Consider the following 21098-nt stretch of genomic DNA (forward strand, 5'->3'; position numbering starts at 1 on the left):
GAAAAAAGTGCGTTCTTTTCTTTCTCCTTATTCCCTTATAGAGTATAGGGAGTATAAAATAGAAAGGAATGGTTACATGTCAAAGAAAGTAGCAATTTTAGTAACTAATAGAGTAGAGGATATTGAATTGACTAACCCGGTTCAACATTTGGAAGAAGCAGGTCATAGTGTGGAACTTCTTAACGCTGACGGACCTATGGAAATTACAGGAAATAAAGGCGGGACATTCAAAATTGAGAAGAATCTTAATGAAGTTTCTCCAGAAGATTACGATGCACTTTTAGTTCCCGGCGGATTCTCTCCTGATCTTTTAAGAATTAATCCGAAAAATGCGGAGTTTGCTGCCCACTTTATTAAAGAACAGAAGCCAGTGTTCTCAATCTGCCACGGTCCTCAGTTCCTGATTGATACAGATCTCATTGAAGGTTATGAGCTGACAAGTTTTGTATCAGTTCGCAAGGATCTAAAAAATGCAGGGGCAATTGTTAAGGATGCAGAAGTTATTGTAGACCGCAACCTTGTTACAAGCCGTACACCGGATGACTTGGAAGCATTTAACCGCGAGTCACTTAAACTTTTAGAAGCTTAATTTCAGCCATACAAAAAGGAGAGAAGATGGGGTGCAGCACCTCCTCTTTTCTCCTTTCTTTTATTTATGCAGCTTCCGGTAAAGTGATGATATGTTACCTGTCAGTCAACAAAGTTGAAGGAGGAGAAACCTGTATCCAAGCTTTCACTGCTTATTTTAAAACTGAGAGCAGGAACGAAGAAGCAACAACCATTGCTTTTTCCCTCCCAACATAACAGGAATTAATTTCTCCAAAACTGACCATAGTCAAAACAAATTAAATAGAAAATCTGATACAATAGAATTGACAACTGACTTGAGTCAGATATATACTGTGAAAGTTGCTTTAAGAACACATTATTTAAGAGGAAGTTCGAAATGAAACCGCAAGCAATAAAACTTGGTCATTTTCATTCATCTTTGTCGGGATTGCTAATGCCTCGGTCTTTTTGATTTTGAAATGCTTTTACCGCTCTTGCCTTTATTTGTAACGGCGTTAGGAGAAGGAGCAGGACAAGTAGGATCAGCAACAGGCATTTTCACCCTGTCTGCAATACTAACGCGACAGTTCGCAAAGTTATTGGCGACCAAGTCCGACAAAAAAAACGTTGTTGATTATCAGAATTTTATTGAATTTGCGACTGGTTCCTATCAAGTTATCTATATCATCGCAACTCTGATTTTACGTTGTACTTCTGGTTATTTATATGGTTCACTTGATTGTAAATAGAAAATCAGTGAAATACGGAGGTAAATATGTCGAAGCAATCAATTAAGCAGGCGGCGATCAATCAGTTCCACCGGTACGGGTATGAAGGGGTCAAAATGGCTCAGGTTGCTGCAGAGGCAGGGATGAGAAAACAGTCCATTTCCTACCATTATCCAAGCAAAAGAGACTTGTTTACGGAACTCTACAACGAAGTGATTGAAGAAGAAATGAAATTTCTCCAAGCATATTTCAATGGTCAGCCAGATCTTACTGCCAAGGAGTTGCTTTATCGATTTTTAAAGGAAATGAAAAGACGGACAAGTGAAGATGTCACTGTCGTGTTTCTTCATTTAATGTCGTATTCACCGCCTTCGGAAATCGACACATTTGTGGCTTCCCGGTATTTGACCAACTTCAATGTATTCAAGGATGAAGTGAGAAAAGTGTTTGAAAAAGAAGCTTTCACTTCAGGAACAGAAGAATGTACCCTTGGTTATGTCACGCTTTTTGATGGTTTGCTAGTCCATCTTTTTTACAATACCGGCTTATCTTATGAACATTCACTGGATGTTTCATTTGAGATATTCTGGAAAGGTATCAGTTGTACTAAATAGTGAAACAGGCTAGATTGTAATATACAAAAAAATTAAAAGGAGTGTTTGGAATGTATTTTGATTTAACTGGTAAAGTGGCTTTAGTAGTGGGTTCTGCCCAAGGCATGGGGGAAAGTGTATTGCGCCGTTTTGTAAACGCGGGCGCTTATGTAATCGGTACAGATATCAAGGCGGAACGTGGGCAGGAAGTTGCCGACAGTCTTCCAGGCAAGTGCGAATTCCATCAGCTTGACGTTACTGATGAAATGGCAGTTAAGGCGATGATGGAAAACATCAAGGAAAAACACGGACGCATTGATATTCTGGTTAACTGTGCGGGCATCATAACTCCTGAAATTCCTGTAGAAGAATTGGAAATGAAAGATATACGCAGAGTAATGGATGTTAACTACTTTGGTACAGTCCATACAATTAAATATGCATTGCCGCTGATGCCGGATAAATCAGCCATCGTTAACACCAGCTCACTTGGCGATATCTCGCCCTTGCCGGGATATGGTGCTTATGGACCTACTAAAGCAGCCATCACAAACTTGACGAAGACTGTGGCTTTGGAACAAGCCCATCGCGGCTTGCGCTGCAATTGTATCTCCCCGGGTTCTATGAATACACCGATGCTTTACGCAGAAGGTGTTGACACTGAACGTAAGATTGCAAAATACGCTTGGCCTTTAGGACGGTTCATGGAGCCGGAAGAGGCTGCCGCTATTATTCATGCTTTGTCTGCGGATGACTGTTTGTACCTGACAGGCCAAAACATTATTGTTGACGGTGGCTACATGGCGGGTACGAGTCCTGCTGGATTGGCGAAGTGGGCTGAATAACTGCTGATTGACTTTTAAATTTACTTGCCAAGAAATTTATTAGTAAAATAATTACACCTTTGTTCTTGCCAAACAAAGCAATTGTAAAAATGCACCACCTCTTCAATATAGGAAGAGGTGGTGCATTTTCCTATTGCTAACTCTGTTCATTTTTATGCTAAACTCTTGTACAGAGTATCCAATTAAGTGTTATCCAAAGAAGGGACGTTATTAAAATGGCCGAAACGCTTAGAGACAGTATCAGAAAAAGGTTAGAAAATGGTGATTATCACTGTGCTAAAGAGTTTACATTGTCAATGATCAGCGGTAAATGGAAAGTCGTTATCCTATATCATTTAGGGGTTGACGGCGCTACCAGATACAGCGATTTGGAACGTTTATTTACGGATATTTCCCATAAAACATTATCCAATCAACTAAAAGAGCTGATGAAAGATGGGTTAATTGCCCGGAAAGTGTATCCTGTTTCTCCACCGCAAGTTGAATATCATCTGACAGAAGTCGGGTTTACTCTTCTGCCTGTCATAGAGATGATGTATGAATGGGGAAGAATTAGAATTGTTCAATTGATAGCTGAGAGTGAACCGAAAGATAAATAGTGCGACTAAAAATTATATTACGTTTAAATTCAAAACCAGGGAGGCCATTGGAAACTGAATTCGAGAAGATGTATACTAAAATTTAAATAAGAAAGCCTGCTTTTAGGAAGTTTTTGAATCCAGCACTCGATCTGCTAAATTAGAGTTACAGAAGTTGAACTATCAGATAATATAGTCAATAAATCTTTGAATGGATTTATATTGAAAAAGAGTCCGGCATAATGAGCGCTATAAAAGGGCCGGTACGATAGGTTTTTTTAAAAGCTGGAAAATCTGATTTTATTTTCCCATCCCTTTCATAATGAAATAAGGAAAACTGGTATTTACATAGTTTGCATATGAGGAATTACCGGAAGGGAAGGAGCATAATAGCTTCTTTCCTATTCCAGTGTCTGTACGTGTACTTTTACGAACGCTTTGAGAGAGTTGAAAAACAATAAGCTAGACACATTTTTAGTTGTACTATAAAAACTATTATTGTATAATTAGTTTTTAGAATGGAGTGTTTAAATGAAATCTCGAATCATCCGAGCCTTTATAGAAGAAACTCGAGTCAATGGAATTAAATTTACAATGGATGACTTAGCAAAGCGATTGGGCATCAGTAAACGGACACTTTATGAGCATTTTTCTTCCAAATTAGAAATCTTGGAATCCATAATCGACCTAACTTTATCTGAATTTGATGAACGTTCCAATCAAATTATTGAAGATCAATCGCTTGGTCTAAAAGAGAAAATTCGTCAGACTATCACTATTATGCCTGAACATAATGATTTTTACGATCTGCGTATTTTGGAACAGTTGAAACGCTATTATCCGGAACAATGGGAACGAATTGATCGGGAAATACATCAATGGGATAATTTGAAAAAGTTGCTGGAAGAAGGAATGGAAACTGGTCTGATTAAGGAACAAAATATAGAGTTGTTAATGAAAATAATAATGGATGCAATTAATATTACTCTGGATCTAAAGTTCTTCTCCGATCATAGCATTTCCGTTAAAGAAGCAGTGGAAGCTATCACTGAGTTGCTGCTGCATGGGTTGGTAAAAGAAAAATAGAGGAATACACTGGCTTTCACTAGCCAGTATTTTTTCAAGCTTATAAAACTTTCGAAACAAAAAAAGTTTTATTGTTTTCAGGAAGGCGAAGAATACGAAAATGGTTATTTTCTTAGCTATCGTGAAGAAAAATGGTAAAAGTTTTTTTCTTAAAAAAGAGCTGCTGAATTTGAATCGGGAGTTTTTATAGCTCCCATTGATGATGAAATCAGAATTTATATTTTACATGGTGGAAATGTCATAAGTTCTCACCGCGAACCATATGAAATTTAAGTTTATTCAAGTACTCATAGATTTTCTTATGGCAACTCCAGGTTTTTATAAGTTAAAAAAGAAATGAGGGACCAGTTTGAAGAAACAATTCCTCGTAATTGGGCTCGGAAGGTTTGGGAGCAGCATTTGTAAGGAGTTATACAAGATTGGACACGAAGTTTTAGCAATTGACTTGATTCCGGAACACGTTGATGCTGTTAAGGATTACGTCACGTATTCAGCAATTGCAGATGCAACGGACGAAGCCAGTCTTCAGGATCTGGGAGTCAATAATTTTGATCACGCTGTTGTAGCAATTGGAGAAAATCTGCAAGCAAGTGTACTGGCTACTTTGATATTAAAGGAAATCGGAGTGCCGATCGTGTGGGTGAAAGCCAGAGACTTGCAGCACCAAATGGTCCTTGAAAAAGTGGGAGCCGATTTGGTTATTCAACCTGAATTTGAAATGGGAATCCGGGTTGCACATCATATGGATTCGGAAAAGATAATTGATTACATCGACCTCTCAGAAGATTACAGCATTATCGAGTGGGAAGCTTCGCTAAAAATGCTGAATAAGACTCTGAAGGAGTTGAATATCACTGCTAAGTACAGATGTATGATTTTAGCTATAAAAAGAGGAGAAAATGTGAATATTGCACCTATGCCTGATGATGAAGTACAGAAAGGGGATGTTCTTGTTGTGATAGGACATCGCGATGACTTGAAACAGTTTGAGAGAAAAGGACTTTAAAAAGTAAGTTGGAGGTTTCTAATGATTTTAATTAGGGCTAAAGAAACTTTTTAAAGCAAAATCGCAGTTTATCTTGAATAACATTAAAATGTTTTCTCTTGGACCGTCTGACTCAAGTTCAACTAATGAAACTATAAACTATTCAAAGATTTTATTGAAATCAGAAAGGAATATAAAATATGAAAAAGCAGGGATCACTAAACCGTTTAGAAACAGATTCAGTTGGAAAATCGTTTGCCCGCTACTTGATTCCTTCGACAATCGGCATGTTGCTGATGGCTATAAATGTAGTGGCAGATGGAATTATGGTCGGGAACCGTTTGGGGTCAGTGGCGCTGGGGGGCGTCGGAATAGCCTCTCCGGTTTATACACTTTTTGTTGCTGTATCGCTATGGATCGGGGTCGGAGCGGCCACCAGGTATTCAACGCTAATGGGTGCGAAACGGACTGATGAAGCACGTACTGTCTTCTCACTTGCACTTGCCACCATTGCCGCCGTTACATTGCTCATCGGTCTTGTGGCTTTCCCGTTCCGCACAGAGCTTGCCTATTTACTCGGGGCGAATGAAGAGACATATCCATATGTCGCCGATTATTTGTATTTAATCTTGTTGTTTGGATTCGTATTTACAATTGAAAACACACTCAGCGTCATGGTCAGAAATGATGGAAGCCCGAACTTGTCTATGATGGCTTTGGTTACAACATCGGTGCTGAATATCATCTTAAATTACGTATTCTTGTATATCCTTGATTATGGGGTATCGGGCGCAGCTGCAGCTACATTGATATCAGCATTTGTAGGGACATTCGTGCTGCTCATCCATTTCTTTAAAAAAGATAATAACTTGCGGTTCGTCAAGTTTACATTTGATCGTAAGCTTTTGATCATCATTATCGTAATTGGGTTCCCAAGCTTTTTAGCCGAAGTGGGAATGTCTGTTTTCACCCTCGCACATAACAACGTATTTGAGCGTTTGGCAGGTACAGAAGGAGTGTCGGCATTTGCCATTCTGAATTATGTGCACGGTGTCATGCTCATGGCTTTTCTCGGCATGGGTTCAGCGATCCAACCATTGGTCAGTTACTATAATGGTTCAAGAAATAAGGAAAGAATGAGAAAGACCGTTAGGTTGGCAAATGTCACTGTATTTATTGCAGGCGCTGCATTCTTTCTTTTCGGACAATTCTTTTCTTCCTATATCGTCAGCATATTCGGTGACTTTCCGGAATCGGTCGTCGAATTGGCAATACCGGGAATCCGTTTGTTCTTTATCGCTTATCTGTTTATGGGCATCAACTTCGTCATGATGACTTATTACCAGTCGACGGGCAAAATCCGCATGGCGGTTTGGATTACAGCAGCGAGAGAAATTATCCTGTTGCTGATTCTCTTGAGTATTCTTCCGGTTGCTTTCGGTGTGACAGGTGCATGGCTCGCTATTCCTGTTTCAGAGTTTATTGTTTTGATGACAATCTTTTATTACCAGAAAAAAAGGAACGGCATAGCACACAACCATTTAAATCCGCCAATAGCAGAAGAAAGATAGTATATGCAGGAAATACCAGTAAAAGCTCTTTTTCAAAACTGGCGAATTACTTCTATTGACGAAAGTGGTGTAGTCATATGGGAAACATGCTTCATAAAAAACGCAATGAAGCAGTACTTGTTTACTTGGATATCGATTCATATAATGCTTGCGCAATCCAACGTGGTGCCAGGTTAGCTGAAGCTTTGGGCTGTGCATTCCATGTGTGGTTCAGTAAACCTACCTATAAAGACAAAAAACAAAAGGAACAACTGGGTTTTGTTTTGTCGGAAAGCAAAAAGCTGAGTATGTACTTTGAAGCAGCAAGTTTTCTTGTAAGCACCTATTATTCTGAAAAAGACTTTCGGTATGTTTTTAAATCCATTAAAGCAGAATTGAAGATAACTCAACTGGTATTCATAGAAAATATTGAAAGTCGATGGGAAGAACTTTCGCATGGTTCGACTGTAAACCATTTAATGAAAAGTCATTCCGATCTGGAATTGCATGCCGTTTCAGATGAATTAATCTTTTCCTACGAACAGTGGGATTTTGAGAAGGGCAGAACAGCCTTTATCGAAAAAAACAAGGATAATTATGCCTTAAGCTTCCAGGAAACAAAGGGGATAGAAGGAATCTTTTTTAAAGAAAAAGCAGCTCCATTAAAATCTGGTATTTTCATTTCTCCGTACGAAGATGAGGTCACGGTATATATTGTCCATGACGGCATTATTATTCGGTGTCAACATGAATTTTGTGAACGGATAAAAGTGGAAGGGCTACAGTAATACCCTTCAATTTTTGAATGAAAAAAGATTAATTGAGATAAGCATTTACCCAATCCTATATTTATAGAAGTGCAACAGAAAAGTTACCAAACTCATGAACGATAACTTGAAGTTCATAACTAGCAGTAGATCAAGAAGGAACCAGAATGCTGATCAGTCCAGTCAAATTTAAGAAGGATGAGAAGGAGTGTTCTTAATGGAAAATATTCTTGTTTCACAAAAACACGAAGAAAATATCTTAATTCTTTTAGAATCAGATTCGTATAGTCCCAGCACTATTCAAAGAGGGGCTATGTTAGCAAAAGCCTTTAAATGTCCATTCCATGTATATTTTGCCATCTCCAGTGATGAAGAAATAAATAATGCCGACGAAGTAGACTTTGTATTGGCTGAAAGTAAGAAAATGAGCATCTATTTCGGCGCTGACAGTTTTTCTCTATGCCCTTACAATTCAGAAAAAGGATTTCAAGAGGCTTTTGAAACTGTAAAAGATAAGCTGCAGATTACACAGTTGGTATTAACGGGGACTACGGAGAGCCGGTGGCAGGAGATTTTTCATGGGTCGACAGTAAATTATCTGTTAAAAAAGTTTCCTGAAATTGAGTTGCACATTATTTCTCAAAGCCTGGCATTTTCTTATGAAGACTGGAATTATGAAAGAGGAAAAAAAGCATCTTTAAAAGAAACTGATGGAGGATATTCTTTGACATATTATGTGGATAAAGGGGTGAAAGGGCTGTTTTTTAAGGAAAAAGCAACTGATTTTGAAACAGGCATTTTTTTATCCGCGAATGAAAATGAATTAAAGGTTTTTGACGTTTATGATGGAAATGTTACTGGTCAACGTAAAGAACTATACAATGATTTAAAATCTTAAGGAATCCCTAAAATGCATGGAATAAATATATTGAAATAAATATCGTTGGCTGCTGAAGTCGAACAAAGAGAGCAGAACATTATCCATAAAGGTAATGTTCTGCTCTCTATCTGTAATCGGATAAAAAAGTCTAAGAGGCGAGGGCAGTCTGCTATCTATATTCACCCCATGACTAACTTTTTTTAGCGGAACGCTCTTTTGTTTACTCATAGTTCATGCATTATAATGGAGCTGGTTCATTCGAAGCTGGCCATCCATTTACCGGTAATTGAAGTTGTACAATTAATCAGTCCAGATGGCGGACCTTCAAATAATACTTGTCCACCGAATTTGCCGCCGCCGGGACCTATATCCACTACCCAATCGCTTTTGGCTATCACTTGTAAATCATGTTCAATCAAGATAACGGTATTGCCATCATCCACGAGCGAACGGAGTAACTTCATCAAAAATTCCACATCAGCCATATGAAGCCCATTAGTTGGCTCATCAAGTATAATGAGCTCGCCGGAACTTTTTAATTTGGCTGCAATTTTCATTCGCTGGATTTCACCGCCGGATAATGTAGTTGTTGACTGGCCAAGGGTAATATAACCAAGACCAACCTGATCCAAAACAGCTAGTTTTTTAGCAATGACTGGACTGTTAAAGAAGTTGGCTGCTTCTAAACTGGTCATTTCCAATACTTCGGAAATATTTTTATTATGGTATTTATAAGAAAGTGCTTCATTGCTGTATCTTAGGCCTTGGCATTCCTCGCAAATGACAATCACAGGGTCGGCGTAAACCATATCCGCTTCCGTTACCCCTTTTCCGCCGCAGTTTGGACATTTTCCTAATGAATTAAAACTGAAGAGTCCTGGATTTTGACCTGTTTTATCAGCAAATTCTACCCGCACAGCGTCCATAATTCCTAAGTAAGTAGCCAAAGTTGACCGAATGGAGGTTCCAACGGGTTTTTGATCCATGACAATCGCTTTTGGATAGTGCTTTGTTAGTTCTCCGAGCACTAACGAACTTTTTCCTGAACCTGAAACGCCGGTTGCTGTAGTTAAAGCGTTTTTCGGAAAACGGGCGCTGACATTTTTTAAATTGTGAAGTGAAGCATTTTCCACCGTAATCCATTCATCGAATGTACGGGAAGGTTGCTTTATCTTTGTTTTTTTGGAAAGGTTTTGGGCGGTTGCAGTAGAAGTGTTTATCAATTCATTCGGTGTCCCCTGAAAAACAAAATATCCACCCGTGGCACCTGCTTCTGGACCTAGTTCTATTATTTCATCCGCTGCCTGTATAATTTGTTGGTCATGCTCTACAACAAGAACAGAATTTCCGTTATCGCGAAGCTGTTTTAAAATTTTTATAATTTTTTCCACATCACTCGGATGCATGCCTGTACTTGGTTCATCCAGAATATAAGTCATTCCAGTCAAGCTGCTGCCAAGATGTTTGACCAGTTTTAATCTTTGAGCTTCTCCACCGGACAGTGTACTCGTGGTACGGCTCAATTTTAAATAACCCAACCCTAAATCGATGACACGTTCCAAGGTTTCAAATATGGAAGCTGCAAGTGACTTTCCGACTTCATCTGTGATTTTTTCTAAAAAAGGCATTACCTCTACAAGCTCTAAATCGAAAACTTCCGCGATATTCATGCCTTGAATTTTGGACTGAAGTGCTTTTTCATTTAATCTTTTTCCGTTACATGAATCGCAACATTCAATAGAGACAACCTTTTGAACGGAACTTCGAACATTGGTGCTTAACGAATCTACGTCTTTATGAATATACAAGCGATTAAATCGATCTGCAACGCCTTCGTACCATACACCGGATGGATCGTTTTCAATAATCACTTTGCGCCCCGAACCGTGCAGGAGATTGTGCCATTCCTCTTTCGTATAGTCAGCCAGTTTTTTGTTATTGTCAAAAAAACCGGAGTTGCCGTACAACCTCCATTGCCAAGTAGTTGTTGCCCATGGTTTAAATTGAATGGCTCCTTCGTTTAGTGATTTACTTGTATCCAGAAGTTTAGTCAAATCAAGTTTAACTGTTTCACCAATCCCTTTGCACACAGGACACATTCCGCGAGGAGAATTAAAGGAATATGCCGTAGCAACACCTGCACCAGGTTCTGCACACCTTGAGAATAACAAACGGAATAAGGGGGCTATATCAATCATGGTGGAAACAGTGGAACGGGAGCTTCCAACTACTTTTTTCTGACTGACCGTAATAGCAGGAGTTAAGTTTTCTATACTGTCCGCTTTGGGTCTTTCATATTTAGGTAATTTGTGTTTGATAAAAAGTGGAAAAGTGTCATTGAGCTGCCTTTGTGATTCCACAGCTACAGTGTCAAAGACTAATGATGATTTCCCAGATCCGGACACGCCTGAAAACACCACTAATTGGTTCTTCGGAATGGTAATATCAAATCCTTTTAAATTGTTTTCCATTGCTTTTCTTATTTGTATAGGTTTCATCTTTTCCTCCATATCATTGTTGATATTAAAATGCCTTTTGTTTTTCAGTAAATTGATAAGCTATAATAAATTTTAAACGTTAAAGCTGCTTTAAGGTCAAATGTGAAAAGGGGACTAAAATGGAAAAAACTATTACAATTACGGAAGTTTCGAAAGCTTTGGGCATACCGGCCTCTACCTTAAGGTATTGGGATAAACAAGGGGTACTTCGGTTCGAGCGGAATAATGAAAATAATTATCGCCAATTCTCCTTTCAAACAATGGTAGATATCTGCGATATTATATTTTACAGAGAGTTGGAAGTGCCTCTTTATACAATAAAAAAAAGAGAAGAAATGACAGCTGAAAATTTATTGAATTTATTTTCAGAAACAAAAGATCATCTGGAGCGGTCAATAGATCATTTACAAAAGGTGGTTGACAGGATCACTGCGAGAGAAAACATACTAAAGCAGTTGGACAGTTTGAAATATCAAAAACCACGAATTAGAAAGCAGAAACTTGATCCCATACATTATTTTGATTTCACAGATAAAAAGCTTATCCAACTTTATCTGGAAGACCCCACTCTCTCAGCTGATATTGTGAATTTTGATGAGAAAAATGAATATGTATGTGGACTTTTCGCTAATATAGATTCAAGTTGCCTTCTGCGTGAAGGGGACAAAGAAGAAAAAAATTACCTTTACGGAATCGTTTGGAGAAACCAGAGCGAGGACACAAACTTACAAGACTTACTTAAAGAAGCGGGAATAAAAAAGGAAAAGATAGGAGACCAGATTTTTCAATATTTAGTTTCTGCTAGAGATCAAGATGATTATCGGGATTATTTTAAGATGTGGATTGAGTTGACCGAATGAAAATGGATTGGTCAGATTTGCGAAATAAGATTCATCAAGCATCCGGTGGGAACTCGAGGTTTTCATATGAAGATTATCAGTTATTGCTGTTACATTAAGAAATAAGGAGGTAAAAGGAAAATCAATACAGCATAAAAGATTCTTTCAAAAGACTGTTGCATATATTTATGTGTCAAAATTATGGAGTATATAGTTCAAATATCAAAATTTATTAAAGAAGGAACTTCAAATGAAGTACTTTCTTTTTTTTATTCGCAGAAGTACAGCTTTATATGAACGGTAACTAAAAGAATAATGTTAAATACTTGTTTCATACACCAATGTAAGAGATATCTTTAAAGTTGAACTAACAAAACTTATAGTGTATTATTAGTTTTCTAGAGGGGGGAGATTGAGTGAAATCTAGAATTCTACAAGCTTTTATAGAAGAAACCCAGGAAAATGGGATTAAATTTACCATGGACGATTTAGCCCGCCGAATAGGAATCAGCAAACGAACGCTTTATGAACACTTTTCCTCTAAGCTGGCAATATTAGAGACGATTATCGATGCCACCTTATACGATTTTGACAAGCGGTCCCGTGAAATTATTGGAAATGAAACCATCACTTTACAGGAAAAAATTCGCCAGACAATCAGTATGATGCCTGAACACAATGACTTTTACGATGAGCGAATACTATCGCAATTGAAACGCTATTATCCAGAACAATGGAATCAAGTCACTAAAAGATTGAATGAGTGGGATGAATTGAAGATCTTGCTTGAAGAGGGGATGAAAGAAGGAATCATTAAAGAACAAAATGTTAACGTATTGATGAAGGTGATCATTTCTGCAATTAATACAACACTCGAGCAGAAATTCTTTTCCGACCAGATGACCTCTGTAAAGCAGGCAACTGAAGACATTACCGAAATTCTATTGCACGGCCTGATTATAAAAAATAGAAATGATACTGGCTAGATTCGGCCGGTATTTATTCATCATCATGAAAACTGTTAAAACACCAACAGTTTTATAGTTTTAACTAGAAATTTTTAAAAAAGGAGGTTTTTAAATGGCGGCAACATGGAATTCCCAAAATCATGCAGAAAATGTGTTGATTTTTCTTGAACCGTATTCATATAATCCCAGCACTATCCAAAGTGGCGCTGTGTTGGCTAAGGCCTTCGGATGCCCGTTTCATGTATGGTATGGAACGCCGGCTAATGAAAAGAAGGAAAAAGAACAATTGGAAAGTTTATTGTCTGAAAGTAAAGTAATGAGCAGCTATTTTGAAGCAGAAAGTTTTATCTTAAGTTCTTACCACTCCGAAAAAGATTTCCGAACGGCCTTTGAAACCATTGTACAAGAGTTAAGCATCACTCGACTTGTACTTGCCGGATCAGTTGAGAGCCGCTGGGAGGAGCTTCTTTTCGGCTCGTCAATCCATTATCTGATGAATAAATTTCCACATATAGAAGTTCAGTTGGTATCACCCAATTTGCCTTTTTCTTATGAAGATTGGGATTACAAACAAGGGAAAGAAGCAGTTCTGGCGGATGATGAAGACGGATACTATTTAAGTTATCGAGCTTTGCGGGGCATCAAGGGAACATTTTTCAGAGAGAAAAACGCTGAGTTTGAAACGGGAATTTTTATCTCTATCCAAGGTGATCAAGTCAGGAGCTACACAATTTCTGCGGGAAACGTTAAAGAGTCACATAAGGAAGTGTATAGAAAATTAACTACACGAAGAGGTTTTTGAACCACCTATTCAGCACAGGTTAAAATGCTGGATTATCTGGCAGTCTCCTATTGTATTAGGTGGATTTGGCGGTGAGAAATGAAATTAAGGGGGAACTCGGAATGGACATAACGTTTAAAGATGGGAAGAGGACCTTGACAGTTGCGGAAGACGATTTAAGGGTTGTGCCGGTTATAGGCGATGTGATAACTGATACCGCATCCGGTGGAGAAACCTATCTGGTGAAATCGGTCATACACCATACTGTTTTTCATTCTCCTGACAAAAGTGAAGCAATCATCGTATTGGAATTACAATAAAGCGGCGCTATCTGGATTTATTCGTATAACAAGCATGCAAAATGTATTGAGAACATTTTGGGAAAAAGCAGAAGAGAAGGTGTTTACTTTGAAGAATTTTATGATTTCTCAGAAACGGGATGAATGTATTTTAATCTTTTTAGACGCGGATTCCTACAGCCCCAGTACCATTCAGAGAGGGGCTAAATTGGCGGATGCATTTGGATGTCCTTTCCATGTCTCTTATGGCATCTCGAGCCTGGAGCAGGAAGACAATGCCGATGAAGTGAACTTTATGTTGACTGAAAGCAAAAAAATGAGTATTTATTTTGGTGCTGAAAGCTTCTCTATGTGCACCTATGATTCAAACAGAGGTTTTGAAGCTGCTTTTGAAGAAGTTAAAACAAAGCTGCAAATTACACAATTGGTATTAACCGGTACAATAGAAAGCCGGTGGCAGGAAATTTTTCACGGGTCAACTGTAAACTATTTTTTAAAAAAATATCCGGATATGGAATTGCATATCGTTTCTCAGAGATTAGCGTTTCCATACGAAGAGTGGAATTATGAAAGAGGAAAAAAATCATCTTTACAAAAAACACAAGACGGCTACTCTTTAACTTATCATGCAAAGGAAGGCATAGAAGGTTTGTTTTTCAAAGAAAAAACTACTGACTTTGAAACCGGTATTTTCCTATCAGCAACTGAAAATGAAATCAAGGTTTTCGATATTTATGATGGAAATGTGATAAATGAACGTACCGAATTCTATAAAAGCTTAAAGGATAAATGAAACGGCAATTAATGAATGCCCCATCCAAATAAACTATCAGGTGACTAGCCGAGCTAAAATATGGCCAAAATTATTATCCTCTAGCTAAAACTGTCTTCTTCGATTCAGTGTGCTGGCAGGAGCCATCCTGGGCGGTGCCACAGAACAGCAACGGACTATCCTTGAAGAATACATTTATCATGCAGGTCCGGCATTCCAGATCAAAGACGATATTCTGAATATAGAAGGACCGACGGAAGAGTTGGGGAAAACCGCCGGAAAAGATGCAGCCTGCGAAAAAAACACCTACCCAGCTTTATTGAAGATGAAAGGGGCCAAAGAAAAGTTGCAAGACCATTACCTTCGGGCGATAGAAGCTTTGTCAAAATCAGAAATTGATACGTCGTTGCCCGAAGCATTTGCGAGCTATATTACTTATCGAAGTAAATAATTGCCTTAATAGGTGAAATAGCTAGTTTACATCTCAACAATTTATAGGAGGCTGTATAAAAACGAATGGAATTTCAAAAGGCTAAAACGAAGAATCCCCTTCGTTTTGGCCTTTTTTGTTGTTCACTTCAGTTTTTCGAGCCCGTAATTCCGGACACGGAAAACATGGTCGGATAAAATATCGATGTCTTCCTGGTTGTGGCTGGTCAACACAATGGTTTTGCCTTGCTCTTTAAGAGAAAACAGTAAATCACGAATTTTTTCTACGCTGTCGATATCCAGCGCATTGAAAGGCTCATCCAGCAAAAGTACTTCCTGATCCTCCATGATGGCCTGGGCCAACGCCAGTTTCTGCTTCATGCCGAGTGAGTAATACTTCACCTTTTGCCGGGCTGCCGGCTGCAAACCAACGGCCGTCATCGCATCTTTAATTTGTTCATCAGTAATCTGATTTTGAATCATCGCCAGGTATTTGAGGTTTTCAAAACCGGTTTTATTGCCCAGATAGCCCGGACGATCGATAATGACGCCAAAGTTATCAGGGAACCTGTTTTGTTTTCCCAGTTGTACACCTCTTACGGTAACCGTGCCCTGGTCCGGAAAGACAAAGCCACACATCATTTTAAACAGCACTGACTTACCGGATCCGTTTGGGCCAACCAGCCCGTAAATTCTCCCTTTTTCAATGGAAAGATCCGTGTTCTCAAAGAGAACCAATCCCTTATAGGACTTGCTTACATCTTTCATTTCAATCAAGACCATTTTGCCACATCCTTTTAAAAGTTAAAATCTTTCTTGCGGAGTAAATAAACGAGTGCCGCAGACAATCCGAGTGTATAAATCAACAGGACTGCGGAATGCTGGAGGAGTGGTGTCGTTTCCAGCAACAATCCCATGCTGTTTAATCCGAAGGGAAAGAAGTAATTGAAATTTACACCCGGAAACATGAAAATGCTCATGCCAAGGAGAACCGCAAAACTTTTCATCACATCTTCCGTCAGCAGCGATACTAAAATCACCAGCAGGATATAGAATACCATCTGTAAAACTCCGTTTACCCAAAAATGATAGAGAATAGGCGGGTAAGGAATATCCGGAAACAACACCGAGTTCCCGATCAGCGGATAATCAAAAGCAAGGCCAGTCATTAATGCACTAACCATCAATAGCGCTAAAAAAAGAAGGATCAATCCGAATAGCTTCGTCAGCCATCCAAACAGCCATTTCAGCATCGACCGATGCCGGATAATGGAAGTGTAATTCAATTCCTTCAGCTGTGTTTGCAGAAAAAGTTGGACAAAATACATGAAGCCTAAAAAGACGATGAGATAAAAACTGAACGACAGCATATCAAAACTTTCCTGGGTCGTGCCGAGAAAGGAGACAATCCAATAATCACTGAGAGTCAATTGCTGCCCGCGGAATTGAACAGCTTTCATCACAAGGGCAAACAAGATGAAACCGCTGAATGCCAGGATCGGCCATTTTTCTTTGAGCTGCGTTCTAAAAAGGGGATAATCCCTTCCAATCAGCCATAAGCTGCCGATGCACATCAGCAGAAGCGTACACAGAACACCAAATGGAATAATAATATGGCCAAAACTTGCAATGCCGTGAAACAGGCTTAAATAGTTCGGCAAGGAAATCCATTTAAGGGATGGCGGAAACACTTTAAAGGACAGAACGGCCAGGATAAACATTAAAGTTAAAAATGAATTGAGCAGCCATCTGCTCTTCGAGACCACATATATCAAAGCAGCCAGCAAATGGATGGTGGTCAGGGTCAGGAAAAACAGCAGGAACTGGCCAGCCCAAGCGAGTAAAGGAGAGGAAAAGAAACTGCTCAGTGTGAATAGGATTTCATTGCCGTCCCGGTCCAGTCTTGAAATCTCACTCCATTCCATCGAAAAGGGAAGGCCGATCGCCAGACTTAGAATCGCTGCGTTCCAAAGCAATAGCAATGAAACCGTGAACAAGGAAAAATCAAGTGCCTGGCGAACGATCCATTTGGCATACGAGCCGAAACGGATCAACAATGTGTATTCATAAAAACTGGTCAACTGATAGCCGATTCTGAACAGGAACAATGGAAACATCAAATAATTGATTAAGTAGACGTCATTGCTCCCATGCAGCAAGAGATCCCAAAAATTAGAGGAGCTTTCTTCAATTTCTGAGATGGCAATGAGGGACTGCCGGATGCTCCATGCATACAGCCCGATCACCGGTACAAGCCACAGCCAATTGAACGCCGGCCAGCTATTCCGCATACTCATAAACAGCCTTCTCAAACCGCGTTTTCGTATAAATGACCAGTGCGGACAACAACAATAGATTTACCGAAAATGGCACAAGCACTGTCCAAAGTGGCTGTTGGATGATGTTAAAAGGGAAGACCGTACTGGTCATTGAGAACTGCGGGTATCCCAAAACCGCAATGGCAAAATCAATGACGAAATACCAAAGGAAAGGCAGTGAAAGAGCCAGGAAGCTGTTTTTAATCAGCAGTGTCAAGACATAGGCGGCCGTCGCATAAAGGACCGCGTTTACGGCCACCCATAAAGAATAGATGATGGCGTATACCAAGGTTCCGTAGCGAAGAAAAGGCTCGAATGTGCCAACCGAAACGACGCCTTGTATCTGTGTGTAATAGCTGACGAGTCCAATGGCCGGTTCAATATAGACGATAAACACAAAGGGCAGGAAAATCATCAGAAAAGCGGTGCCAAAAACGACCGCTGCGTTCACAATGCCTTTTGCAGTTAAATAGTGAGAAAGGCGGACGCGTGTCTTCGTATACGTAATGAAATTCTCTTTCTGTTCAACAGCGTAACTGTTGGCGTAGAGGATGATGAAAAACAAAGGAAACAGCAGTGCAATGACGCTTCCGATGGCTTCCGTGTGCACTTCTATGGGCCGGTAAAATACATAACCGGTGCGTACCGCGAGAAACTGTATAGTCGGTATAAGGAATACGACCGCCAGGGCTAAAAGCAACCGCTGCAGTGTCATCGCCTTTTGCCATTCCGTTTTGATCAGATGCTTCATAATGTTCTCCTTTCCTAAAGCCCGTTTATTTTTGAATTTTTCTTTTTGCATGGTAGCGGTTGATCGCAAACCAAATTGAAAACAGGGTAATAAATCCTGTGAAGCCAATTGCCAGGAACAACACCCCGATAACCCATGTATCCGTAACTTCCAACACCACAAAGTTGTCATCTGTCCCATAGCTGTATTCACCGGTAAATAGGCTGGCGGGGAAACTGGAACCATTGCCTGAGGTATAAAATGGATCAGCAGAAGATGGATCTGCGTACACTCTTGTTTCCTTGATAAAGCTGATTTGGTCAAGAAGCGTTTTAATCTTCTGTTCATCAGCATCTGCCAGTTCGTCCCCATTTCCAGCGATTTCGCTAATTGCGTAAGCGATATCAGCCTGTTCCACAGCCTGGTTACTGCCGTTTATAAGGGTGAGAACAGCCGCAATAACTGTTGTCAGCAGCAGTCCAATTCCGATGGAAAGAACCCATTTCCCGAAGTTTTTCTGGCGTTCAAACAGCTGATTGACCAAGTTGCGCAGCTCGTTGACTTCTCCGAAACGTTCCTTGGCGATCTGGACTGCCTGATCCTCTGTCATGCCTTCAGCCTGCAGTTCCTGAACCGTTTCCAGTAAATGATTTTTCATTTCCATTTTAAGTTCCTGGATTTCCTGGTCGTTTCCTTTGGCATGGCGATATACCTGATCCACATATTCATCAATCTTCCGCGTCATCTTTTCCACCTCCGATAAATCCATCGATTATCCCTTTTACAAATTTCCACTCATCCTGCTTTTGGCGATAGCCTTCCTGGCCTAAGGGGGTCAGCTTGTAATACTTTCGCCGCCCGCCAGCGCCTTGCTCGTCTCCCCAGTAAGATTCAATCCAGTTATTTTTCTCCATCCGTTTCAAGGAAAGATAGAGTGTGCCTTCTTTCATCTCAAACTGGTTCCCGCTCTTTTCCCGGACGAGTTTGGCAATTTCGTAGCCGTATCGGTCTTTGGTAAAGAGAAGGGAGAGGATGATGGTGTCGATATGTCCCTTCAGCACTTCTTTGTTTATTTCCACGAAATTCACCTCTTTCAATTAACATAAATTACTATACCTAATAATGCAAGGTATTACTTTTAGAGATATTCAAAAAATGAAATTAACTTTTGGTGAATTATCAGAAGATGCTGGTTTAAAAAAGGAGAGAAGAAGCTGAAATAAAGCTCTTCTCTCCTTTTTGTGCGCAAATATGTACTTTTGCATACGGTTTGCCGAAAGGATGTTATTGATTTTAAAAATAATAAAGGCTAAGGAAAATTACTGTTAACTTTCCTTAGCCTTTTCAAAATTGCTGTCAATTTTTATATTCGAGTTTTGCTTTCTTAATTCAGAAATAAACTCGAATTTATTCTTTGGTGAAATTCCTATCGTTTGAAATCTTCCGTAATTTATTTCTATTTTATCCATAGACAAAGCAGGATCTGTAAACGGGTTTCTAGTTTTTCTAACACTATGTATTAGATCAATCCTGATCTTCCAGTTAAAAGGGCCAAATTGTATTAGAAGAAAATTGTCTTGGATTGTATATCCCGTCTTAAACCACATCCACAAGAGGCAGAAGCCAAATGGAAATAAAACAACAATTTTAATCCATTGCTTATCTAAAAAATCTGGTGTCATCCAAACTCCTAAATCTGGGAAAAAAAGTGGAGGAACAATAAAGAGTATTGAACACGACCAAAGTATAATCGACATCCACATATCTTTTTTTGAAGGGAAATACATTTCATCCACTTCCTTTCATTACCTTTGTATACGGGCTTAATAATTCATAGGTTTCATTAAGAAAAGATAAAGAATTATTAGAGGCTAATCAAAGAGAAGGGTAGAGATAGGGTTTATCAATACACAACTTCTTAATCTTTATTTTAAAAAACTGCATTTTTACTAATGGTTCTACTTTTGTATCATTATCGGATTTGCTAAGTAATTGATAAAGAATATTAGGAAGGACTTTTAAGATGTAAAAGCGAATGGTGAATCAAGGGCAGTTTAGTGAAAGGATGCGTTTTATATGGAAGTGACTTTAATTGTGGCAATGATCGTAACCGGGTATTTTGTAAAGAGAATGAGATTCCCTGGAGTATTTCAAGAGATTGGGAATATTTGAGGAGGTCTCCTAATGACTGATGCACAGACGCAAACGCAATTAGAAGTGTTGACAGAAATTTGCCTGTTGACGGATCAATTGGAATTGGAGTTTTGGCTGCGTGGTGGCTGGGCCATTGACTTTCTGCTCGGAAAAATCTCCAGGCCACACGGCGACATCGATTTGATAACGTGGATTCAAAATCGGGACCTTTTTGAAAAGAACTTTCCGAAGCAGGCTATAAACGATTGCCTGTCAAACAGCTGTTCCAGAATAGACAGTCGGATTTTCGCAAAAACGAAGTAGAAGTCACAGTTTGCTATATCACGCGATCCATTGATGGCAATCTGATCCTGAACGGTTTGCCGGAATGGGTATGGCAGCATGACTCGCTGCTGCCTGATCGCTATACATTATGCGGACTATCAGTAATGGTCTTAAGTCCCCAACAACTTCTGGAGGAAAAGGAAGTCTATGAACAAATTGGCCGAACACCCCGATTAAAGGATATCGAAAGTAAAAAGTACTTTGCCAACTAATAAGGGATGCCAGATAAAATAATTCTTTCAGTTTTGAATGGTTTTTCAACAGAAGACTCAATTTTCATGTCAATTTCCGCCCTCTAAATGACGGTTGCTGCTTTTGAATATTTTTTATATTTAGAAAAATTTATATGACGTGCAAAGAAGTTATTGCATTCTGCTTTCAGTGGAATAACAGCGGGAAATAAAAAAGAAAAGGAGACAATCCTG

Annotated in this window: 23 protein-coding genes and 1 pseudogene; 17 read left to right on the top strand and 7 right to left on the bottom strand. The window is 39.3% G+C overall.

Going from position 1 to position 21098, the window contains the following annotated elements; translation table 11 throughout:
* Positions 1-76 precede the first annotated feature (76 nt).
* The 9 genes from KW93_RS01755 to KW93_RS16845 all read left to right on the top strand — a co-directional run bounded on the left by KW93_RS01755 (position 77) and on the right by KW93_RS16845 (position 8579).
* Positions 77-589, top strand: coding sequence for a type 1 glutamine amidotransferase domain-containing protein (locus KW93_RS01755; protein WP_033541238.1), 513 nt, complete (start codon positions 77-79; stop codon positions 587-589).
* 735 nt (positions 590-1324) lie between these two features.
* On the top strand, positions 1325-1891 hold the full coding sequence (locus KW93_RS01765) for a TetR/AcrR family transcriptional regulator (RefSeq protein ID WP_033541240.1): 567 nt from the start codon (positions 1325-1327) through the stop codon (positions 1889-1891).
* 50 nt (positions 1892-1941) lie between these two features.
* On the top strand, positions 1942-2715 hold the full coding sequence (locus KW93_RS01770) for an SDR family NAD(P)-dependent oxidoreductase (RefSeq protein ID WP_033541241.1): 774 nt from the start codon (positions 1942-1944) through the stop codon (positions 2713-2715).
* A gap of 215 nt (positions 2716-2930) precedes the next feature.
* On the top strand, positions 2931-3314 hold the full coding sequence (locus tag KW93_RS01775; protein WP_033541242.1) for a winged helix-turn-helix transcriptional regulator: 384 nt from the start codon (positions 2931-2933) through the stop codon (positions 3312-3314).
* A 510-nt stretch (positions 3315-3824) separates the two neighbouring features.
* Positions 3825-4379 (top strand): TetR/AcrR family transcriptional regulator, encoded by a 555-nt coding sequence (locus KW93_RS01780; protein WP_033541243.1) that lies wholly within the window; start codon positions 3825-3827, stop codon positions 4377-4379.
* 349 nt (positions 4380-4728) lie between these two features.
* Positions 4729-5385, top strand: a complete 657-nt coding sequence (locus KW93_RS01785) for a potassium channel family protein (RefSeq protein WP_033541244.1) — start codon at positions 4729-4731, stop codon at positions 5383-5385.
* Between the two features lie 179 nt (positions 5386-5564).
* A complete protein-coding gene (locus KW93_RS01790; RefSeq protein WP_052131418.1) occupies positions 5565-6935 on the top strand; it encodes an MATE family efflux transporter in 1371 nt (456 codons plus the stop codon).
* Positions 6936-7012: 77 nt separating this feature from the next.
* The gene (locus KW93_RS01795) at positions 7013-7702 is read left to right on the top strand and encodes a hypothetical protein (protein WP_033541245.1); all 690 of its coding nucleotides are present in this window, start codon (positions 7013-7015) and stop codon (positions 7700-7702) included.
* A gap of 196 nt (positions 7703-7898) precedes the next feature.
* Positions 7899-8579: a hypothetical protein gene (locus tag KW93_RS16845; RefSeq protein ID WP_052131419.1), complete on the top strand. Its 681-nt coding sequence runs from the start codon at positions 7899-7901 to the stop codon at positions 8577-8579.
* A 236-nt stretch (positions 8580-8815) separates the two neighbouring features.
* Here the strand turns inward: KW93_RS16845 and KW93_RS01805 are convergent, their stop codons facing one another.
* Positions 8816-11059: an ATP-binding cassette domain-containing protein gene (locus KW93_RS01805; RefSeq protein WP_033541246.1), complete on the bottom strand. Its 2244-nt coding sequence runs from the start codon at positions 11057-11059 to the stop codon at positions 8816-8818.
* A 119-nt stretch (positions 11060-11178) separates the two neighbouring features.
* On the opposite strand from KW93_RS01805, the gene KW93_RS16850 reads away from it, so the two are divergent.
* From KW93_RS16850 to KW93_RS01835, 6 genes and pseudogenes are all read left to right on the top strand, one after another.
* Positions 11179-11919, top strand: a complete 741-nt coding sequence (locus tag KW93_RS16850) for a helix-turn-helix domain-containing protein (protein ID WP_052131420.1) — start codon at positions 11179-11181, stop codon at positions 11917-11919.
* A 395-nt stretch (positions 11920-12314) separates the two neighbouring features.
* The gene (locus KW93_RS01815) at positions 12315-12884 is read left to right on the top strand and encodes a TetR/AcrR family transcriptional regulator (RefSeq protein ID WP_033541247.1); all 570 of its coding nucleotides are present in this window, start codon (positions 12315-12317) and stop codon (positions 12882-12884) included.
* 94 nt (positions 12885-12978) lie between these two features.
* A complete protein-coding gene (locus tag KW93_RS01820) occupies positions 12979-13668 on the top strand; it encodes a hypothetical protein (protein ID WP_033541248.1) in 690 nt (229 codons plus the stop codon).
* Positions 13669-13769: 101 nt separating this feature from the next.
* The gene (locus KW93_RS01825) at positions 13770-13967 is read left to right on the top strand and encodes a hypothetical protein (protein ID WP_033541249.1); all 198 of its coding nucleotides are present in this window, start codon (positions 13770-13772) and stop codon (positions 13965-13967) included.
* Between the two features lie 88 nt (positions 13968-14055).
* Complete coding sequence (locus tag KW93_RS01830) at positions 14056-14739, top strand: hypothetical protein (protein WP_152602406.1); 684 nt, start codon at positions 14056-14058, stop codon at positions 14737-14739.
* Between the two features lie 106 nt (positions 14740-14845).
* A pseudogene (locus KW93_RS01835) lies at positions 14846-15169 on the top strand (polyprenyl synthetase family protein); the annotation flags it as partial.
* Positions 15170-15291: 122 nt separating this feature from the next.
* Here the strand turns inward: KW93_RS01835 and KW93_RS01840 are convergent.
* From KW93_RS01840 to KW93_RS01865, 6 genes are all read right to left on the bottom strand, one after another.
* Positions 15292-15930 (bottom strand): ABC transporter ATP-binding protein, encoded by a 639-nt coding sequence (locus KW93_RS01840; protein WP_033541251.1) that lies wholly within the window; start codon positions 15928-15930, stop codon positions 15292-15294.
* A gap of 14 nt (positions 15931-15944) precedes the next feature.
* Positions 15945-17444: a permease gene (locus KW93_RS01845; RefSeq protein ID WP_235318340.1), complete on the bottom strand. Its 1500-nt coding sequence runs from the start codon at positions 17442-17444 to the stop codon at positions 15945-15947.
* Positions 17428-18216 carry an ABC transporter permease gene (locus tag KW93_RS01850; RefSeq protein WP_033541252.1) on the bottom strand — a complete coding sequence of 263 codons (789 nt, stop codon included), beginning with the start codon at positions 18214-18216 and terminating at the stop codon, positions 17428-17430. The genes KW93_RS01845 and KW93_RS01850 overlap by 17 nt, the downstream gene beginning before the upstream one ends.
* A gap of 25 nt (positions 18217-18241) precedes the next feature.
* Complete coding sequence (locus tag KW93_RS16855) at positions 18242-18940, bottom strand: permease prefix domain 1-containing protein (protein WP_052131422.1); 699 nt, start codon at positions 18938-18940, stop codon at positions 18242-18244.
* Positions 18924-19274, bottom strand: a complete 351-nt coding sequence (locus KW93_RS01860) for a PadR family transcriptional regulator (RefSeq protein ID WP_033541253.1) — start codon at positions 19272-19274, stop codon at positions 18924-18926. The genes KW93_RS16855 and KW93_RS01860 overlap by 17 nt, the downstream gene beginning before the upstream one ends.
* Positions 19275-19520: 246 nt before the next feature.
* Positions 19521-19982, bottom strand: coding sequence for a PH domain-containing protein (locus tag KW93_RS01865; RefSeq protein WP_033541254.1), 462 nt, complete (start codon positions 19980-19982; stop codon positions 19521-19523).
* Positions 19983-20379: 397 nt separating this feature from the next.
* Between KW93_RS01865 and KW93_RS17715 the strand changes: the two genes are divergently transcribed.
* Complete coding sequence (locus KW93_RS17715) at positions 20380-20652, top strand: nucleotidyltransferase domain-containing protein (protein WP_081986905.1); 273 nt, start codon at positions 20380-20382, stop codon at positions 20650-20652.
* A complete protein-coding gene (locus KW93_RS17720) occupies positions 20595-20885 on the top strand; it encodes a hypothetical protein (RefSeq protein WP_235318341.1) in 291 nt (96 codons plus the stop codon). The genes KW93_RS17715 and KW93_RS17720 overlap by 58 nt, the downstream gene beginning before the upstream one ends.
* Positions 20886-21098: the final 213 nt, after the last annotated feature.

This window comes from Planococcus sp. CAU13, assembly GCF_000775575.1.
In the GTDB taxonomy this organism is placed as follows: Bacteria; Bacillota; Bacilli; order Bacillales_A; family Planococcaceae; genus Planococcus.

What these genes read in the sequence shown, in the direction of transcription:
- KW93_RS01755 (WP_033541238.1), top strand. Translation starts at nt 77, where the DNA reads ATGTCAAAGAAAGTAGCAATTTTAGTAACTAATAGAGTAGAGGATATT.
- KW93_RS01765 (WP_033541240.1), top strand. Translation starts at nt 1,325, where the DNA reads ATGTCGAAGCAATCAATTAAGCAGGCGGCGATCAATCAGTTCCACCGG.
- KW93_RS01770 (WP_033541241.1), top strand. Translation starts at nt 1,942, where the DNA reads ATGTATTTTGATTTAACTGGTAAAGTGGCTTTAGTAGTGGGTTCTGCC.
- KW93_RS01775 (WP_033541242.1), top strand. Translation starts at nt 2,931, where the DNA reads ATGGCCGAAACGCTTAGAGACAGTATCAGAAAAAGGTTAGAAAATGGT.
- KW93_RS01780 (WP_033541243.1), top strand. Translation starts at nt 3,825, where the DNA reads ATGAAATCTCGAATCATCCGAGCCTTTATAGAAGAAACTCGAGTCAAT.
- KW93_RS01790 (WP_052131418.1), top strand. Translation starts at nt 5,565, where the DNA reads ATGAAAAAGCAGGGATCACTAAACCGTTTAGAAACAGATTCAGTTGGA.
- KW93_RS01795 (WP_033541245.1), top strand. Translation starts at nt 7,013, where the DNA reads ATGGGAAACATGCTTCATAAAAAACGCAATGAAGCAGTACTTGTTTAC.
- KW93_RS16845 (WP_052131419.1), top strand. Translation starts at nt 7,899, where the DNA reads ATGGAAAATATTCTTGTTTCACAAAAACACGAAGAAAATATCTTAATT.
- KW93_RS01805 (WP_033541246.1), bottom strand. Translation starts at nt 11,059, where the DNA reads ATGAAACCTATACAAATAAGAAAAGCAATGGAAAACAATTTAAAAGGA.
- KW93_RS16850 (WP_052131420.1), top strand. Translation starts at nt 11,179, where the DNA reads ATGGAAAAAACTATTACAATTACGGAAGTTTCGAAAGCTTTGGGCATA.
- KW93_RS01820 (WP_033541248.1), top strand. Translation starts at nt 12,979, where the DNA reads ATGGCGGCAACATGGAATTCCCAAAATCATGCAGAAAATGTGTTGATT.
- KW93_RS01825 (WP_033541249.1), top strand. Translation starts at nt 13,770, where the DNA reads ATGGACATAACGTTTAAAGATGGGAAGAGGACCTTGACAGTTGCGGAA.
- KW93_RS01840 (WP_033541251.1), bottom strand. Translation starts at nt 15,930, where the DNA reads ATGGTCTTGATTGAAATGAAAGATGTAAGCAAGTCCTATAAGGGATTG.
- KW93_RS01845 (WP_235318340.1), bottom strand. Translation starts at nt 17,444, where the DNA reads ATGAGTATGCGGAATAGCTGGCCGGCGTTCAATTGGCTGTGGCTTGTA.
- KW93_RS01850 (WP_033541252.1), bottom strand. Translation starts at nt 18,216, where the DNA reads ATGAAGCATCTGATCAAAACGGAATGGCAAAAGGCGATGACACTGCAG.
- KW93_RS16855 (WP_052131422.1), bottom strand. Translation starts at nt 18,940, where the DNA reads ATGACGCGGAAGATTGATGAATATGTGGATCAGGTATATCGCCATGCC.
- KW93_RS01865 (WP_033541254.1), bottom strand. Translation starts at nt 19,982, where the DNA reads ATGTATTTCCCTTCAAAAAAAGATATGTGGATGTCGATTATACTTTGG.
- KW93_RS17715 (WP_081986905.1), top strand. Translation starts at nt 20,380, where the DNA reads ATGACTGATGCACAGACGCAAACGCAATTAGAAGTGTTGACAGAAATT.